Here is a 17,036-nt window from a genome sequence, read left to right as displayed (position 1 = left end):
CCACGCCCCGCGCCCGCCGAGGAACGGCTCCCCCGTCCGGGTACCGTCTTCGGTCGTGACGTCGGAGCAGGTGCGCAGCACCGTGGTCGTGGTGACCTGGCGAGGCCGGGACCACATCGAGGCCTGCCTGGACGCCGTGGCCGCCCAGGACCGCCCACACCGGACCCTGGTGGTGGACAACGCCTCCGACGACGGCACCGCCGCGCTGCTCGCCGCCCACCCGTCGGCGCCCGAGGTCCTCCGCCTGCCCCGCAACCTCGGCTACGCGGGCGGCATCGCCGCCGCCCTCAGCCACGTCCGCACGCCCTACGTCGCGTGGTTGAACGACGACGCTGCGCCCGGACCCGGCTGGCTCGCGGCGCTGGAGTCCGCGCTCGACGCGGACGGCTCCGCGGCCGCGGCGACCTCCGTGCTCCGCACTGCGGACGGCCGCACGCAGTCCGCCGGGGTGCGCCTCACCGCCGACGGCCACGGCGCGGACGCGCCCGACGCCTCCGGCGAGGTGTTCGGGTTCTGCGGCGGCGCGGCGCTGGTGCGCACCGCGGCGCTGCGGTCCGCGGGCGGTGTCCCGGCGCACTTCTTCTGCTACTACGAGGACACCGACACGTCGTGGCGGTTGCGCCTGGCCGGGCACCGCATCGTCTCGGTGCCGGAGGCGGTGGCCGCGCACCTGCACGGCGCGACCACGCAGCCCGGTTCTCCGCTGTTCCACCGCTGGAACGAGCGCAACCGGCTGTTCATGCTGCTGCGCTGCGCCCCCGCGACGGTCGCCGTGCGCGAGCTGGTCCGCTTCACGGCGATCACCTGCGCACTGCCGCTGCGCCGGAACGTGCCCGCCGCGGCGAACTTCCGCGTCGCGCTCCGGCTCCGCGTCCTCGCCGACGTGGTCGGGCGGTTGCCCGCGACGGTGCGGGAACGCCGCCGCATCCGCCCGGCCGGGCGCGTCTGGCGGGAGTGGGCGGGGCGCTGAACCCCGCCCACCCGGTCACCCCTCGTCGCCGCCGACGGTCTTGGCGTAGTCCTTGTCGTCCAGGCCGGTGGCGCTGATCGCGGCGTTGCGGACGGCTTGCTGGCCCGTGGTCAACGACGCGAGCGGCACGTCGCCGGCGGCCTTGCTGATCTTCTTCAGCGGCTCCATCGCGTCCTTGACCTTGTCCAGCACCGGCTTGAGCTTCTTGATCATCGAGGCCAGGTTCTTGATGCTGCTGACCACCTGCTCGAGGATCTTGGCGACCTTCGTGGAGCACTCGGCCACCATCCGGATCGCGTCGGCCACCAGCAGCGGGGTCGCCGCGCCGAGCGAGAGCGCCAGCGCCGCCAGCCGGGTGGCCAGCCACTTCACCAGCTTGTACATCCACTCAGCGATGGTGTCGCGGACCAGCGTCCGGAAGGCGGCGATCGCCGCGCCGGCCGCGGTCACCGCCGCACCGACCGCGGTGGCCGCCGCGGCGGCGCCCCGGATGAGCTCCGCTTCGCCCAGCCCGACGGGCCGGTAGGCGTCGATGGCGGGCCCGTACCAGCCCGCGGTGTCGGCCTTGACCGCGTTGGCCATCTCGTCCGCCGCGCCGTTGAGGTGCTCGGCGACGTTGGCCCAGGTCGCGGCGTTGGCCTGGATGACGTCCGGGCTGCCCGCCAAGGAGTCGAGCATCTTCGGCAACGGGTCGATGTGCTCCATCGCCCAGGAGAACGCCGACACCGCGATCGCCTGGAACGGGTCGGCGACGAAGGCCAGCGCGTCCAGCGCCGCGGCCCCGGCGTTGAGGCTGCCCTCGATCCAGTCACCGCTCTTGAACGCCGCGGCCGAGTCGTGCGCGAAGTCGTAGATCGCGATGCCGTCTTCCGGGCTGACGCTCGGCGTGACCGGTGCCACCAACGGGTTCGACATGCTCAGTTCCCCCCGATCTCGGAACGGATCTTCTCGAAGAGCTCACTGACCGCCTGCTGGACCTCGTCGTAGCCGTCGGCCATGCCCTTGATGCCGACCGAGGTCGCCTCCACCGCGCCGCGCGCCGCGGCGATGGCCGCCATGCCGCCCGCCTCGACCACGCCCATCAGCGGGGTCAGGATCGGGCTGCACAGGATCCCGTAGGCCTCCGTGCCGCCCAGCGACGCCTCGCCCGCCGCGTCCTGGGCGACCCCGACCTCGTCCGCGACACCCCGCAGCTTCTCCGCGTGCGCGCGCATCTCGTCGGTGTGGACACCGAACCCGTCCGTCATCAGTTCCACCTCCGACGCTGGTTCTGCAGCCAGGTGTCGTCGTCGTCATCGGGATCGGTGGCCGGCGCGGCCGGCGCCTCGGGCTCCTCCGGGAACCGCTCGCGCAGCCCCGACAGCACCGCGCTGAACGTCTCCTGGTCGTCACCGATGATCGGCGCCATGACCTCCTGCATCGTGGCCGCCAGCTGCGCCTGCGCCGCCCGCGCGGTGGCCAGGACCAGCTGCGACACCTCGGCGGGCCGCTTGCGCAGCGCGGCCTCGGTGAGGTCGAGGTCGACCATGTTGCCGCTGTGGTCCACGACGACGGTCACCGAACCGTCCGGGCTGCTCGCGCGCCCCTGGACGCCGCTCGCCGCCTGCGTCAACCGCTCGGCCTGCTGCAGCTTGGCTGCGATCTGCTGCCGGAAGCCGGCGATCATGGCATCCGGATCGGCATGCGTCATGGCTCGTCCTCTCCGCTCGTCCGGGGCTCGCGTACCAGCCCCTGCTGCGGGGTGCGACGCTGCGGGAGGCCGACCGGTTCCCCCCGGACTGCCCGGATCAGCGCTCGACCGAGCGCACCCGCTTGACCGCCTTGGCGATCCGCCCCAGGAACAGGCCCACGATCACGAAGCCGACCAGCAGCAGCGGTGCGGCCAGCACGGCGCCCAGCAGCGGCTGCGGTTCGAAGTCCGCGCGGTAGGGCACGTGGTACGTGCCCTTCCCGGCGCCGTTGGTGATCTCGTGGAGCACCACCGGCACTTCCCGGCCGATGTCGGACTCGGTCAGCTGCGAGCTGGTGAACTCGACCCGCTCCGGACCGCGGGCGTCCCACCGCACGTCCGCCTGGCAGGCCCACCACCAGCCGGGCTCGCCGTAGCCGAACGGGCCGCCGAACTCGCAGCTCCGGGCCACCGCGATCCCGCGGTCGACGACCTTCGGGGTGTCCAGCGTGACGCCGTGGGAGCCCATCACCGTGTACCCGCCGAGCAGGCACGCCACCGCGACGACGGCCAGCACGACGTCCCGAACGACCCGGCGCACGCCGGAGGCGATGTTCCCAGCCATGATCCCATTCAACCGGGTGGGTGGCTCGGAACACGAACGTGGCATGGTGCACGCTTGAACGCGTGCCTGAGACGCCCGACCGCAGCAACCTGCCCCTCGTCTCGGTGATCGTGGTGAACTACCGCGGCGCCGAGGACACCGTCGAGTGCCTGCGCGCGCTGCGCGAGGAGCTCGACTACCCGGCCGAGCGGCTGGAGGTGCTCTGCGTCGACAACGCCTCCGGTGACGGCAGCGCGGACCGGATCCGGGCCGCGGCCCCGGAGGTGCGGCTGATCGAGTCGGAGCGCAACCTCGGGTTCGCCGGCGGCTGCAACCTCGCCGCCCGCGCCGCCACCGGCCAGGTGCTGGCGTTCCTCAACAACGACGCCCGCCCGGACCGGGAGTGGGTGCGCGCGGCCGTGGAGGTGCTGCGCACCGAGCCGACCGTGGGGGCGGTCGCCAGCAAGGTGCTGGACTGGGAGGGGCGGCACGTCGACTTCGTCGACGGCGGGCTGACCTGGTTCGGCATGGGCTACAAGCGGCACGCCGGTGAGGTCGACGACGGCTCGCACGACGCCCCGCGCGACGTGCTGTTCGGCACCGGCTCGGCGCTGTTCGTCCGCGCCGAGCTGTTCGCCGCGCTGGGCGGCTTCGACGAGCGCTTCTTCATGTTCTACGAGGACGTGGACCTGGGCTGGCGGTTGAACCTGCGCGGCTGGCGGGTCCGCTACGAGCCGCGGTCGCTGACCTTCCACCGGCACCACGCGTCGATGGCCGGGATCTCCGACGCGCGCGAGCACTACCTGCTGGAGCGCAACGCGCTCGCCGCGCTGTACAAGAACGTCTCCGACGAGACGCTGGCGAAGGCGCTGCCCGCCGCGATGGCGCTGGCGGTGCGGCGGGCCACCGCGCGCGGTGAGATCGACCCGACGCAGCTGGAGATCACCCGGCGCGGCGAGACCGAGGACGACGGACCGGTGCCGATCGACCGCTCCGCGCTGGCCGGGATGCTGGCCATCGACCAGTTCGTGGAGATGCTGCCGTCGCTGAAGGCCTCCCGTGAGGAGGAGCAGCAGGCGCGGGTGCGCACCGACGCGGACCTGGTGCCGCTGATGCGCAAGGCGATGGAACCGGCCTACCCGCTGCCGCGCTACCTCGCCGCGCACGACGCGCTGGTGGAGGTCTTCGGGCTGGACGAGGTCTACGGGCGTCCGCGCAAGATCGCGGTGATCACCGGGGACGCGGTCGCCGAGCGGATGGCGGGCCCGGCGATCCGGGCCTGGCACATGGCCGAGGTGCTCTCCGTCGAGCACCAGGTGCGCCTGGTCAGCGTCAACGACGTGGTGCAGCCGCCGGACGCGGAGTTCGAGGTGCACGCGGCCAAGCCGCGCGAGCTCGGCGCGCACGTCGACTGGGCCGACATCGTGGTGCTGCAGGGTCACGTGCTGGAGATGGTGCCCTCGCTGAAGAAGCTCGACTCCAGCACGATCGTGGTCTGCGACGTCTACGACCCGATGCACCTGGAACTGCTGGAGCAGGGCCGGGACACCGACGACGAGCGCCGCGCCGCGGACCTGGCCGGGGTCACCAAGGTGCTCAACTCCCAGCTGCAGCGCGGCGACTTCTTCCTCTGCGCCTCCGAGCGGCAGCGGCACTTCTGGCTGGGGCACCTGGCCTCGCTGGGCCGCCTGACGCCGGGGTTGTACGACAACGACCCGACGGTCCGCTCGCTGCTGTCGGTGGTGCCGTTCGGCCTGTCGTCGAGCGCACCGCGCCGCACCGGACCGGCGATCAAGGGCGTCCAGCCGGGGATCTCCGCCGACGACAAGGTGGTGCTGTGGGCCGGCGGGGTGTACAGCTGGTTCGACCCGCTGACGTTGCTGCACGCGGTGCACCGGCTCTCCGAGCGCCGCAGCGACGTCCGCCTGTTCTTCCTCGGCATGAAGCACCCGAACCCGGACGTGCCGGAGATGGGCATGGCGGGCCGCACCCGCGCGCTGTCCCACCGCCTCGGGCTCACCGGCAAGCACGTCTTCTTCAACGAGACCTGGGTGCCCTACCAGGAGCGGCAGAACTACCTGCTGGACGCCGACTGCGGGGTGACCACCCACTTCGAGCACGTGGAGACGACGTTCGCCTTCCGCACCCGGGTGCTGGACTACCTGTGGTCGGGGCTGCCGGTGGTCACCACCGACGGCGACTCCTTCGCCGACCTGGTGCGGTCGGAGCGCATCGGCGTCGTGGTGCCCGCCGAGGACCCGGACGCGCTGGCCGACGCGCTCGAGACGGTGCTCTACGACGAGGAGTTCGCCGCGGAGTGCCGCCGCCGGATCGAGCCGGTGCGGGAGCGCTTCACCTGGGAGTCGGTGCTGGCGCCGCTCACCGAGTTCTGCCGCGACCCGCGCCCGGCCGCCGACCGGCTCGCGGCGTCCTCGCCGCTGGTGCGCAGTCCCAAGGTCAGCGGGGTCGAGGCGGTGCGCCGCGACCTCGGCCTGCTGCGCGAGTACCTGGACGCCGGCGGCCCGCTGGAGGTCGCGAAGCGGGCGACCGGGCGGCTGCGGCGGATCGCCGGTGAGCGCCTCCGTGGCCGCTGACCCGCGCGTCCTGCTCGACGGCACGCCGCTGCTGGGCCACCGCACCGGGATCGGCCGCTACACCGCGTCCCTGGTCGGCGCCCTCGCGTCGCGCGTCGACGTCCGGCTGGTCGGGTTCACCACCCGCGGGTGGCGGCAGCTGCGCGCGGTGGCGCCGCCGGGCACGCGCGCGGTCGGTCCGCCGGTCCCGGCCCGCGCGCTGCGAGCGCTGTGGCAGCGCGGCGGTCCCCCGCCGGTCGAACTGCTCGCGGGCCGCGCGGACGTGGTGCACGGCACGAACTTCGTGCTGCCGCCGTCGGTCCGCGCCGCGGGCGTGGTGACCGTGCACGACCTCGCGTTCCTGGACGACCCGTCCCTGGCCGAGCCCGACCTCCCCGCGCTGGTGCGGCGGTCCGTGCGGCGCGCGGGTGCGGTGTGCACGCCGACGGCCGCGGTCGCCGACGCGGTGAGCGCACGGCTCGACGTCCCGCGCGAGGAGGTCGTGGTGACCCCGCTCGGCGTGGACCCGGAGTGGTTCGACGCCGAACCGCTCGACCGCGCGCTGCGGTCCCGGTACGGGATCCCGGAGGACTACCTGCTGTTCGTCGGCGCCGAGGGACCCCGCAAGGGCCTGCCCGGACTGCTGCGCGCGCACGGCCCGGACCTGCCGCCGCTGGTCATCGCCGGCCCCGGCGCCGCGGGCGCGGACGGCGCGGTCCTGCGCACCGGGTTCCTGCCCGACGAGCACCTGCGCCGCCTGGTCGCCGGCGCCCGAGCCCTGGTCCTGCCGTCCCGCGACGAGGGTTTCGGCCTGCCCGCGCTGGAAGCGCTGGCCTGCGCCACACCGGTGGTGTGCTCGGACCTCCCAGCCCTCCGCGAGGTGACGGCGGGCCACGCGACCTTCTTCCCGTTCGGTGACCCGAGCGCGCTCCGCGAGGCGCTGCACCGCGCGGTGTCGGACCCGCCGGACCCGGAGCCCGGCCGGGCGCGGGCGCGCGGCTTCACCTGGCGGGCCTGCGCCGACGCCACGCTCGACGCGTACCGCCGCGCGGCGGCCTGAGCCGGATCAGCCCGCCTCGCCTCGCAGCGCTGCGCCGTCGGTCTCGAACGCCGCGCGCAGGGCGTCGCGCCAGGAGCGCAGCGGCGTCAGGCCCGCGGCGCGCCACGCGGCGTCGGACAGCACCGAGTACGCCGGGCGCGGGGCAGGCACGGGGAACTCCTCCGTGGTGCACGGGCGGACGCGGGTCTCGTCCAGGCCGAGCTCGGTGAAGACCGCGCGGGCGAACTCGCACCAGCTGGCCTGCCCGGAGTTGGTGCAGTGCAGCACCTCCTGGTCCGGACCGCGCCGCTCGGCGACCCGCTCGGCCAGCTCCAGCAGGCCGTGCGCGAGGTCCGCCGCCCAGGTCGGCGACCCGACCTGGTCGTCCACAACGGACAGCGAGTCCCGTTCGCGGGACAGCCGCGCCATGGTCTTGACGAAGTTGCGGCCGCGCGCGCCGTAGACCCAGGCGGTGCGCACCACCCACGCCCGCGCGCCGGACTCCAGCACGGCGCGCTCGCCGTCGAGCTTGGTGCGGCCGTAGACGGTGCGCGGCCCGGTCTCGTCCGCCGGCTCGTACGGGCGGTCGGCGTCGCCCGCGAACACGTAGTCCGTGGAGACGTGCAGCAGCGGGATCCCGGTGCTGCGGCAGGCCGCGGCCAACTGCGCCGGGCCTTCGGCGTTGACCAGCGCCGCCCGCTCCTGGTCGGACTCCGCGGCGTCCACCGCCGTGTAGGCGGCCGCGTTGACCACCACCGGGCGGAGCTCGGCGTCGCGGGCGGTCTCGGCGAAGGAGTCCACCGCGTCGACGACCGCCTCCCGGTCGGTGATGTCGAGCTCCGCGGAGCCCGGGGCGTGCAGCACCGTCCCGGGCCGCGCGGCCGCGAGGCGGCTCAGTTCGGCGCCCAGCTGCCCGTGGCCACCCGGCACCAGGACGGCGAGCCGGCTCATCGGGCCACCGCCGCGCGCGCCTTCAGCGGCTCCCACCAGGCCCGGTTCTCCTGGTACCAGCGGACGGTCTCGCGCAGGCCCGTCTCGAAGTCCACCCGCGGCGCGTAGCCCAGCTCGCGGACGATCTTGGAGTGGTCCACCGAGTAGCGCCGGTCGTGGCCCTTGCGGTCCTCCACCTGCCGCACCATCGACCAGTCCATGCCCAGCTCGGCCAGCACCCGCTTGGTGAGCTCCTTGTTGGTCAGCTCGGTGCCGCCGCCGATGTTGTAGACCTCGCCCGGGCGCCCGGACTCGGCGACCAGCTGGATGCCCCGGCAGTGGTCGTCGACGTGCAGCCAGTCCCGCACGTTGAGGCCGTCGCCGTAGAGCGGGACCTGCTTGCCGTCCATCAGGTTCGTGATGAACAGCGGCAGCACCTTCTCCGGGAACTGGTAGGGCCCGTAGTTGTTCGAGCAGCGCGTGATGCAGACCGGCAGGCCGTGCGTGCGGTGGTAGGCGCGCGCCAGCAGGTCCGAGCCCGCCTTCGCCGCCGAGTAGGGCGAGTTCGGCTCCAGCGCGTGCTCCTCCGGCCACGACCCGGACTCGATGGAGCCGTAGACCTCGTCGGTGGAGACGTGCACGAACTTGCCGACCCCCGCGTCGAGCGCGGCCTGCAGCAGCACGTTGGTGCCCACCACGTTGGTGAGCACGAAGGCGTCCGCCCCGGTGATCGAGCGGTCCACGTGCGTCTCGGCGGCGAAGTGCACCACCACGTCCACACCGGCCATCAGGTCGGTCACCAGTTCGCGGTCGCAGATGTCCCCGCGCACGAACCGCAGCCGCGGGTCGTCGGCCACCGGTGCCAGGTTCGCCTCGTTGCCCGCGTAGGTGAGCTTGTCGAGCACGACCACCTCGGCGTCGGCGTACGCCGGGTACGCGCCGCCGACCAGCTGCCGCACGTAGTGCGAGCCGATGAAACCGGCTCCACCGGTGACCAAGACCTTCATCGCGCCCCTTCTCTCCTGTGGTGGCCGCCGCACCAGGCACCTCTGTGGACGGGCACCGTCCGCAGTCTGGCATGCTCCGCCCGGCACCGACCACGCTCCCCAACACGGAGCGTATTCCAAGGGCTTCACCCTTATGAGCGGCATCACCCGACAACCGGGATCTGCACACCGAGAACACAGGCCCCGTTAGCCTTCATCGAGAACAGGAGCAAAATCACCTCGTCGAGGTGTAACGCTCGCAGCACCCCAAGGAGGAGCGGCGTGGACGAACGGCCCAGGTGGCCGAGCGGCCCGCAGGGTCAGCCGGGACGACCGGTGCCACCGCGCGGGAACGGCCGAGGACGCCCCGGCACCAGCGGCGGTCCCACGCCCAGCGGTCGTCGACCGGGCCGCGCGAGCGGCGCACCGGCCGGGGCCGGCCCCGGCCGGCGAACTCCGCAGAGTGAAGCCCGCCAGCGATCCGCCCCTCGTTCGAGCGAAGCCGAGCTCCCCCCAGAGGACGTCTGGGAACGCCGCCGCAGCAGCAGCGGACGCGGTCGGCGCGGTCTGCGCGTCGCCGGCCGCACCCTGGTCGCGCTGCTCTCCGTGGTGGTGCTGACCACCACCGGCTTCGGCTGGGCGATGTTCCGGCCCGGTGGCAGCGGCACCTCCACCGCCGACGTCATCGGCAGCGGCTTCAACGCACCGGACGGCGCCACCGACATCCTGCTCATCGGCAACGACAGCCGCACCGACGCCTACGGCAACCCGCTGCCCGAGGAGGTCCTGCGCGAGCTGCGCACCACCCAGGAGGGTGGCGACCTCACCGACGCGATGATCCTGGTCCGCATCCCCAACGGCGGCGGCAGCGCCAGCGCGATGTCCTTCCCGCGCGACACGCTCGTGGACCCCGGCCACGGCATCGGCGAGATCAAGCTCACCGAGACGATGAACAACGGCATGGCCATCGAGCGGGCCCGCCTGCAGGAGGAAGGCGTCACCGACGAGAAGGAGCTCCAGGAGAAGTCCCGGCTGGCCGGCAAGCAGCTGCTGCGCGAGACCATCGAGAAGATCACCGGGGTCAGCATCGACCACTACGCCGAGGTCAACCTGCTCGGCTTCTACGAGATCACCAAGGCCATCGGCGGTGTCGAGGTCTGTCTCAAGGAGGACACCCAGGACTCCTACTCCGGCGCGAACTTCAAGAAGGGTGTGCAGACCATCGAGGGCGGTGACGCGCTCGCCTTCGTCCGGCAGCGGCACGGCCTGATCAACGAGCTCTCCCGCGGCAAGCGGCAGCAGGTGTTCATGTCCGCGCTCGCCCGCAAGGTGATGTCGAGCGGGACGCTGACCAACCCCGCGAAGCTGTCGAACCTCATCGACGCGATCCAGAAGTCCGTCGTCCTCGACCCCGGCCTGGCCAACGACCTCCTCGGCTTCGCCCAGCAGATGCAGGGCATCGCCGGCGGTGACATCCAGTTCTACACCGCACCGGTGCACATGGTCGGCCCGTCCGGCCAGGAGGACGTCACCATCAAGATCCCCGAGGTCAAGCAGTTCGCCGCCGACCTGCTGCTGTCACCGCAGGAGCGGGAGCAGAAGATGGCCGCGCAGCAGGCTCGCGCCAGCATCACGGTGAGCGTCTACAACGCCTCCGGCGTCACCGGCCTGGCCGCCCGGGTGCTCGACGAGGTCTCCGCGCAGGGCTTCCAGGAGGGCAGCAGCGCGAACGCCGAGACCATGGCGAAGTCGGTGGTCTACCACGCCGCCGGCGAGGAGGCCGCCGCCAAGCAGGTGGCCGACTTCCTCGGCGGGCTGCCCGTCGAGCCCAGCTCGAACGTCACCTCCGGCACCGTGCAGGTCTACGTGGGCAAGGACTACGCCGGCCCGGGCGCGCAGGAGTTCGCCGGCCCGCGCACGATCCGGCTCGACGGCGTCCGCCAGCTGCCCCCGCTGCACACCCAGCAGGTCGACGAGCAGCCCATCACCGCCGACGGCATCCCCTGCGTGGAATGATCCGCATCGCTGCCGTCACTTCCGTGTTGCTGGGGCGTCACAGCGGTTAATCTTGTCCGGTGACGCACGGTGGGGGAGGGGACGTGGGCGAACCGGAACAGGAGACCGAGGCGGAGGAACCGACCCCCCAGCGGGGGTCCGGGTTCCGCATCGCCCGGCGCAGCGCGCTCGCGCTGTTCTCGGCTGTGGTGCTCGGCATCACCGCCGTCGGCTGGGTCGTGGCGCACCAGCTCAGCGACGTCAGCTCCGCCAAGGTGCTCGCCGGAGCACCCGCGGTGGAGGACGCCGACGACGGCGCGACCGACGTCCTGCTGGTCGGCAGTGACAGCCGCACCGACGCCCAGGGCAACCCGCTGCCGGACCGCGTGCTCAAGGAGCTGCGCACCGAGGCCGTCGGCGGGCTGAACACCGACAGCCTCGTGGTGATCCGGGTGCCCCACAGCGGCGCGCCCACGAGCGCGGTCTCCATCCCGCGCGACACCTACACCGAGGTGCCCGGCGGCCGACCCGAGAAGATCAACGCCGTCTACGGGCTGACGAAGAACGCCACCGCGCAGCGCTTGCGCGCCGAGGGGCGCCCAGAACCGGAGGTCGAGCGCGAGGCCCAGCTGGCCGGGCAGCGCGCGCTGGTGCAGACGGTGCAGCACCTCACCGGTCTGCAGATCGACCACTACGCGGAGATCAACCTGCTCGGCTTCTACGAGCTCACCGAGGCCGTCGGCGGCGTCGACGTGTGCCTGCGGCAGGACACCAGCGACAAGGACTCCGGCGCCGACTTCACCGCGGGCCGGCACACCATCTCGGGCGCCGACGCGCTCTCGTTCGTGCGGCAGCGGCACGGCCTGCCCCGTGGCGACCTGGACCGCATCGTCCGCCAGCAGGTGTTCATGGCGGCGCTGGTGAAGAAGGTGCTGTCCACCGGGACGCTCACCGACCCGGCGATGGTGAACGACCTGGTGCAGGCCGCCCGCCGCTCGGTGGTGCTGGACGAGGGCTGGGAACCGCTGGGTTTCGTCGAGCAGATGCAGCAGATCTCCGCCGGCCGCGTCGAGTTCGTCACCATGCCGGTCGCGGAGACCAACGCCCGCGACGACCGCGGCCAGAGCGTCGTCATGGTCGACCCCGCCGAGACCAAGCGCTTCTTCGCCGGCCTGGCCAGCGCACCGCCCGGGGTGGCGCCGAAGCCGAAGCTGCAGCTGGACGGCACGGCGGGCAGCACCGAGCAGCCGATCACTTCGGACGGCAGCATCCCCTGCGTCTACTAGGGGTCGTGAGTGCCTCGGCCGGTTGGAGCCGGTCTCGGCGCTCACGACCGGGTGTCCGAGGTGGACGCCGGGGACGCGAGCAGCCCGGTCCCGGGCGGATAGGCTCGGCGGCATGAGCGTTACGCAGGCGCTGCTCGGACCGCTGCTGGCCGAGGGGGCACCCAAGCCGCTGATCACGCACTACGACGACGCCACCGGGGCGCGCATCGAGCTGTCCCGCGCGACCACCGCCAACTGGGCGGCCAAGACGGCGAACTGGCTCGTCGACGAACTGGACCTGGAGCCGGGGACGCCGGTGTTCGTCGCGCTCCCCGCGCACTGGCAGACGGTCGGCGTGCTGCTCGGCTCGTGGTGGTGCGGGGCGCACGTCACCGCCGACCCCCAGGGCGCCGAGGTCGCCTTCGTGCCCGCCACCGAGGTGGACCGCGGCGCCGGCGCGCGGACCGTGGCGGCCGTCGGGCTCGACGCGCTGGGCGCTCCGCTGCGCGGACTGCCCGACGGGGTCGTCGACTACGTCTCGGACATCCGCGTGCACGGCGACGACTTCAGCCCGCTGCTGCCGATCGACGGCGACACGCCCGCCCTGCTCGACCGCTCGGTGGACGAGCTGGTCGCCCACGCGCGGCAGCGCGCCGAGGAGCTCCACATCGGTCCCACCGACCGCGTGCTGTCCACACTGGAGTGGACCCTGCCGGACGGCGTGGTGGACGGGCTGCTCGCGGTGCTCGCCGGGAAGTCCTCCCTGGTGCACTGCACGAACCTCGACCCGGCCAAGCGCGAGGCCCGGCGCGACACCGAGCGGACCACGGTCGAACTGGGCGACTGATCCCGGGCGGCCGGCCCCGCGGTCGGCCGCCCGCACGCTCGTCAGGCGGCGACCCGCTCGGCCTCCTGGGCCTTCCCGCGGAACAGTGCGGGGAGCGTGTAGCGCGGGCCGCTGAAGCCGAGCGCCAGGCTCGCCGCGGCGAGCACCAGCACGTACTCGAAACCGCCGTCGCTGCTGAAGAAGCCGTTGCTGAGGTGCGCGGTGACCAGCGCACCGACCATGACCGCGGCGAGCAGGACGCCGACGACCGGCAGCAGCACACCCAGGACCAAGCCGAGGCCGCCGACCACCTCGACGGTCGCGGTGAACCACGCCGCGATCGCGGGCAGGCCCATGCCTTCGAAGGACGCGACGGTCGCGTCCATCCCGGAGAGCACGAACTTCTGGTAGCCGTGCGCGAGGAACGTCGCGCCCACCACCAGGCGCGCGACCAGGACCGTCACGTCACGGAGACGCTGCTGCACGAGAGGACCTTTCGGTGAGGGGACAGCCATCGCCGCCAGCTTACGTGAAGCTTCAAGCACTTCACTCGGCCGAACGGCCGGACGCGACGCCGGAACGCAGGCGAGCGCGGTACCGGTGCGCAGCACGAGCCGGAGCTACCGGTTAGTAACATCAAGGGATGCGTGACATCCAGGCGCTCTTCACCCGCGACGGCGAGACGCTCGTGCCGGACGAAGCGGCCTGCAGCCCCTGGGGCGAACTGGTCGGCGGCGGCCCGGTGGCCGGGCTGCTCGCCCGAGCCGTGGAAGCGACCACCGACGACCCGGACCTGTTCATCGCCCGGCTCACCGTGGACCTGGTGCGACCGGTGCCGGCCGCACCGCTGTCCGTCACCGCCCAGCCGCTGCGCACCGGCAAGCGGCTCCAGGTGAGCGAGGCCGTCCTCACCGTCGACGGGAAGCCCTCGGCCCGCGCCACCGCTCAGCTGCTGCGGCGCAGCGACGTGGACGGCGAGGTCCCCGAGGTGCCGACACCCTTCCCCGGTCCGGACGGCGTGCCGGACGGGCACCTGCTGCCGCCGGAGCTCGGCCTGCGCTGGGGAGTCCACGACGTGGTCGCGGTGCGCTGGCTGGAGGACCAGCGGTCCACCGGCACCAGCAAGGTGTGGATGCGGATGCCGGTGCCGCTGGTCGAGGGCGAGGAGATGAGCCCGCTGGCCCACCTGGCGGTCCTGGTGGACTGCATCAGCGCGGCGAGCCCGATCGGGCCGATCTTCGGTCCGTGGATCAACACCGACATCACGCTCTACCTGCACCGGCCGTTCGTGGGCGAGTGGCTCGGCATGGAGATCGACCGGGACGTCCACCCCACCGGAATCGGGGTCGCCAACGCCCGCCTCTACGACACCGAGGGCGCCCTCGGCAGCGCCCACGAAGCGGTCATGGTCAACCAACTCGGCTGACCACCGCCACCGCACCGGCGACGCCGTGTGGACGGGTGGACAGTTCTGGACGGAGCTGTTCATCCGGAGTGCTGCGGAAGCAGGCACAAAAAAGAAAAAGGGGGGTGGCCCTGAAGCCTTCCGAAGAAGGTTTCAGGGCCACCCCCACTCATGTTGTGTGTCGGCGGTGTCTTACTCTCCCACACCCTACCGAGTGCAGTACCATCAGCGCTGGGGAGCTTAGCTACCGGGTTCGGAATGGGACCGGGCGGACCCTCCCCGCTATCGCCACCGACAACCCTCACACCCCACACCCGTGTGGGGAAACCTCAGGGTCACCAACAACAAACCATGTTCGGTTATCAAACAGGGCACCTGGTTGCTGTCCCAGACACCGTATAGTGAGTGCGCAACATCTTCATGTAACAAGTCCTCGGCCTATCAGCACCAGTCAACTCCACACATTACTGTGCTTCCATCTCTGGCCTGTCAACCCAATCATCTCTTGGGGGCCTTACCCCTATCACAGGGTGGGAGACCTCATCTAGGAACAGGCTTCCCGCTTAGATGCTTTCAGCGGTTATCCCTCCCGAACATAGCCAACCAGCCACGCCCTTGGCAGAACGACTGGCACACCAGAGGTTCGTCCATCCCGGTCCTCTCGTACTAGGGACAGCCTTCCGCAAGTCTCCTACGCGCGCGGCGGATAGGGACCGAACTGTCTCACGACGTTCTAAACCCAGCTCGCGTGCCGCTTTAATGGGCGAACAGCCCAACCCTTGGGACCAACTCCAGCCCCAGGATGCGACGAGCCGACATCGAGGTGCCAAACCATGCCGTCGATATGGACTCTTGGGCAAGATCAGCCTGTTATCCCCGGGGTACCTTTTATCCGTTGAGCGACACCGCTTCCACCAGCCAGTGCCGGATCACTAGTCCCTGCTTTCGCACCTGCTCGACCCGTCAGTCTCACAGTCAAGCTCCCTTATACACTTACACTCAACACCTGATTGCCAACCAGGCTGAGGGAACCTTTGGGCGCCTCCGTTACCCTTTAGGAGGCAACCGCCCCAGTTAAACTACCCACCAGGCACTGTCCCCGATCCGGATCACGGACCCGAGTTAGATGCCCAGAACGACCAGAGTGGTATTTCACCAACGACTCCACCCCAACTAGCGTCAGAGCTTCACAGTCTCCCACCTATCCTACACAAGCCGAACCAAACACCAATACCAAGCTGTAGTAAAGGTCCCGGGGTCTTTCCGTCCTGCCGCGCGAAACGAGCATCTTTACTCGTACTGCAATTTCACCGGGCCTGTGGTCGAGACAGCGGAGAAGTCGTTACGCCATTCGTGCAGGTCGGAACTTACCCGACAAGGAATTTCGCTACCTTAGGATGGTTATAGTTACCACCGCCGTTTACTGGCGCTTAAATTCTCCGCTACACCCCAAAAGGGGTTCACGGGTCCTCTTAACGTTCCAGCACCGGGCAGGCGTCAGTCCATATACATCGCCTTACAGCTTCGCATGGACCTGTGTTTTTAGTAAACAGTCGCTTCTCCCTGGCCTCTGCGACCACCACCAGCTCCCCCAGCACGTGGGATCACCAGCAGTGGCCCCCCTTCTCCCAAAGTTACGGGGGCAATTTGCCGAATTCCTTAACCACAGTTCACCCGACCGCCTCGGTATTCTCTACCTGACCACCTGTGTCGGTTTCGGGTACGGGCCGTGCACACACTCGCTAGAGGCTTTTCTCGGCAGCATGGGATCACTCACTTCACCACAACGGCTACGCATCACCCCTCACCCACACGGCATGCGGATTTCCCTACACACCGGGCTACAGGCTTACACCAGTACAACCACTCACTGGCAGAGCTACCCTCCTGCGTCACCCCATCACTTAACTACTACCCCATCAGGTCCCATGCACCCGGAAACATCATCCGAAGAATCAGCAACCAAGCGGATGGTTAGTCTCAAGGGATTCGTTATGGACGCATGCGCACGGGTACGGGAATATCAACCCGTTATCCATCGACTACGCCTGTCGGCCTCGCCTTAGGCCCCGACTCACCCTGGGCGGACGAACCTTCCCCAGGAACCCTTGGTCATCCGGCGGAAGAGATTCTCACTCTTCACTCGCTACTCATGCCTGCATTCTCACTCCCACACACTCCACCACCGGTTCACACCATGGCTTCACCGCATGCAGGACGCTCCCCTACCCAACAACACCAAACAGTGCTCTTGGCATGGCTTCGGCGGTACGCTTCAGCCCCGCTACATTGTCGGCGCAGGACCACTTGACCAGTGAGCTATTACGCACTCTTTCAAGGATGGCTGCTTCTAAGCCAACCTCCTGGTTGTCTCAGCGATCCCACATCCTTTCCCACTAAGCGCACACTTAGGGGCCTTAGCCGATGCTCTGGGCTGTTTCCCTCTCGACGATGAAGCTTCTCCCCCACCGTCTCACTGCCACGCTCAAACTCAAGCGTATTCGGAGTTTGGCTGATCTCAGTAACCCGCGAAGGCCCATCAACCAACCAGTGCTCTACCCCACCCAAGCAGAAAACGTGACGCTGCACCTAAATGCATTTCGGGGAGAACCAGCTATCACGGAGTTTGATTGGCCTTTCACCCCTACCCACAACTCATCCCCCAGGTTTTCAACCCTGGTGGGTTCGGGCCTCCACACGGTCTTACCCGCGCTTCACCCTGGCCATGGGTAGATCACCCCGCTTCGGGTCTACACCACGCGACTCAACGCCCT

14 protein-coding genes and 2 rRNA genes (1 of these 16 cut by a window edge) are annotated in these 17,036 nt (G+C 70.4%); 7 read left to right on the top strand and 9 right to left on the bottom strand.

Translation table 11 applies throughout. From position 1 onward, the window contains the following. Positions 1 to 55: 55 nt before the first annotated feature. The gene (locus tag HNR68_RS07310; protein WP_343049987.1) at positions 56 to 970 is read left to right on the top strand and encodes a glycosyltransferase family 2 protein; all 915 of its coding nucleotides are present in this window, start codon (positions 56 to 58) and stop codon (positions 968 to 970) included. 15 nt (positions 971 to 985) lie between these two features. Here HNR68_RS07310 and HNR68_RS07305 read toward each other — a convergent pair whose 3' ends face one another. From HNR68_RS07305 to HNR68_RS07290, 4 genes are all read right to left on the bottom strand, one after another. After that, positions 986 to 1,885, bottom strand: a complete 900-nt coding sequence (locus HNR68_RS07305) for a WXG100 family type VII secretion target (protein WP_179718879.1) — start codon at positions 1,883 to 1,885, stop codon at positions 986 to 988. Between the two features lie 2 nt (positions 1,886 to 1,887). Further along, positions 1,888 to 2,217 (bottom strand): type VII secretion target, encoded by a 330-nt coding sequence (locus HNR68_RS07300; RefSeq protein WP_179718877.1) that lies wholly within the window; start codon positions 2,215 to 2,217, stop codon positions 1,888 to 1,890. Further along, positions 2,217 to 2,660: a YbaB/EbfC family nucleoid-associated protein gene (locus HNR68_RS07295; RefSeq protein ID WP_179718875.1), complete on the bottom strand. Its 444-nt coding sequence runs from the start codon at positions 2,658 to 2,660 to the stop codon at positions 2,217 to 2,219. The genes HNR68_RS07300 and HNR68_RS07295 overlap by 1 nt, the downstream gene beginning before the upstream one ends. Before the next feature lie 97 nt (positions 2,661 to 2,757). Then, on the bottom strand, positions 2,758 to 3,264 hold the full coding sequence (locus HNR68_RS07290) for a DUF6346 domain-containing protein (RefSeq protein ID WP_179718873.1): 507 nt from the start codon (positions 3,262 to 3,264) through the stop codon (positions 2,758 to 2,760). Between the two features lie 62 nt (positions 3,265 to 3,326). Here HNR68_RS07290 and HNR68_RS07285 point away from each other — a divergent pair, with 62 nt between their 5' ends. Beyond that, a complete protein-coding gene (locus HNR68_RS07285; protein WP_179718871.1) occupies positions 3,327 to 5,837 on the top strand; it encodes a glycosyltransferase in 2,511 nt (836 codons plus the stop codon). After that, entirely contained in the window at positions 5,815 to 6,876 is a 1,062-nt protein-coding gene (locus HNR68_RS07280; RefSeq protein ID WP_343049986.1) for a glycosyltransferase family 4 protein, read from the top strand. The genes HNR68_RS07285 and HNR68_RS07280 overlap by 23 nt, the downstream gene beginning before the upstream one ends. 6 nt (positions 6,877 to 6,882) lie before the next feature. On the opposite strand, the gene rfbD is transcribed toward HNR68_RS07280, so the two are convergent. Together rfbD and rfbB are read right to left on the bottom strand one after the other, a co-directional pair. Next, a complete protein-coding gene (gene rfbD, locus HNR68_RS07275) occupies positions 6,883 to 7,806 on the bottom strand; it encodes a dTDP-4-dehydrorhamnose reductase (protein ID WP_179718869.1) in 924 nt (307 codons plus the stop codon). Beyond that, positions 7,803 to 8,792 (bottom strand): dTDP-glucose 4,6-dehydratase, encoded by a 990-nt coding sequence (gene rfbB / locus HNR68_RS07270; RefSeq protein ID WP_179718867.1) that lies wholly within the window; start codon positions 8,790 to 8,792, stop codon positions 7,803 to 7,805. Before rfbB ends, rfbD begins: the two co-directional genes overlap by 4 nt. A gap of 585 nt (positions 8,793 to 9,377) precedes the next feature. Between rfbB and HNR68_RS07265 the strand changes: the two genes are divergently transcribed. From HNR68_RS07265 to HNR68_RS07255, 3 genes are all read left to right on the top strand, one after another. After that, positions 9,378 to 10,787: an LCP family protein gene (locus HNR68_RS07265; RefSeq protein ID WP_343049985.1), complete on the top strand. Its 1,410-nt coding sequence runs from the start codon at positions 9,378 to 9,380 to the stop codon at positions 10,785 to 10,787. Between the two features lie 83 nt (positions 10,788 to 10,870). After that, entirely contained in the window at positions 10,871 to 12,052 is a 1,182-nt protein-coding gene (locus HNR68_RS07260; protein ID WP_179718865.1) for an LCP family glycopolymer transferase, read from the top strand. A gap of 112 nt (positions 12,053 to 12,164) precedes the next feature. After that, positions 12,165 to 12,878, top strand: coding sequence for a TIGR03089 family protein (locus HNR68_RS07255; RefSeq protein ID WP_179718863.1), 714 nt, complete (start codon positions 12,165 to 12,167; stop codon positions 12,876 to 12,878). 41 nt (positions 12,879 to 12,919) lie between these two features. Here HNR68_RS07255 and HNR68_RS07250 read toward each other — a convergent pair whose 3' ends face one another. Next, positions 12,920 to 13,342: a DoxX family protein gene (locus HNR68_RS07250; RefSeq protein ID WP_343049984.1), complete on the bottom strand. Its 423-nt coding sequence runs from the start codon at positions 13,340 to 13,342 to the stop codon at positions 12,920 to 12,922. 158 nt (positions 13,343 to 13,500) lie between these two features. On the opposite strand from HNR68_RS07250, the gene HNR68_RS07245 reads away from it, so the two are divergent. Next, entirely contained in the window at positions 13,501 to 14,283 is a 783-nt protein-coding gene (locus tag HNR68_RS07245) for a thioesterase family protein (RefSeq protein ID WP_179718859.1), read from the top strand. A 158-nt stretch (positions 14,284 to 14,441) separates the two neighbouring features. Here the strand turns inward: HNR68_RS07245 and rrf are convergent. Together rrf and HNR68_RS07235 are read right to left on the bottom strand one after the other, a co-directional pair. Then, positions 14,442 to 14,558 (bottom strand): 5S ribosomal RNA (rrf, locus tag HNR68_RS07240). A 125-nt stretch (positions 14,559 to 14,683) separates the two neighbouring features. Beyond that, positions 14,684 to 17,036: ribosomal RNA gene (locus HNR68_RS07235) — 23S ribosomal RNA — on the bottom strand; it runs 728 nt beyond the window's last position.

It is taken from the genome of Saccharopolyspora hordei (genome assembly GCF_013410345.1).
GTDB lineage: Bacteria > Actinomycetota > Actinomycetes > Mycobacteriales > Pseudonocardiaceae > Saccharopolyspora > Saccharopolyspora hordei.
Note: the sequence above shows the minus strand (reverse complement) of the source record. Positions and strands in the feature narration are given on the sequence as shown.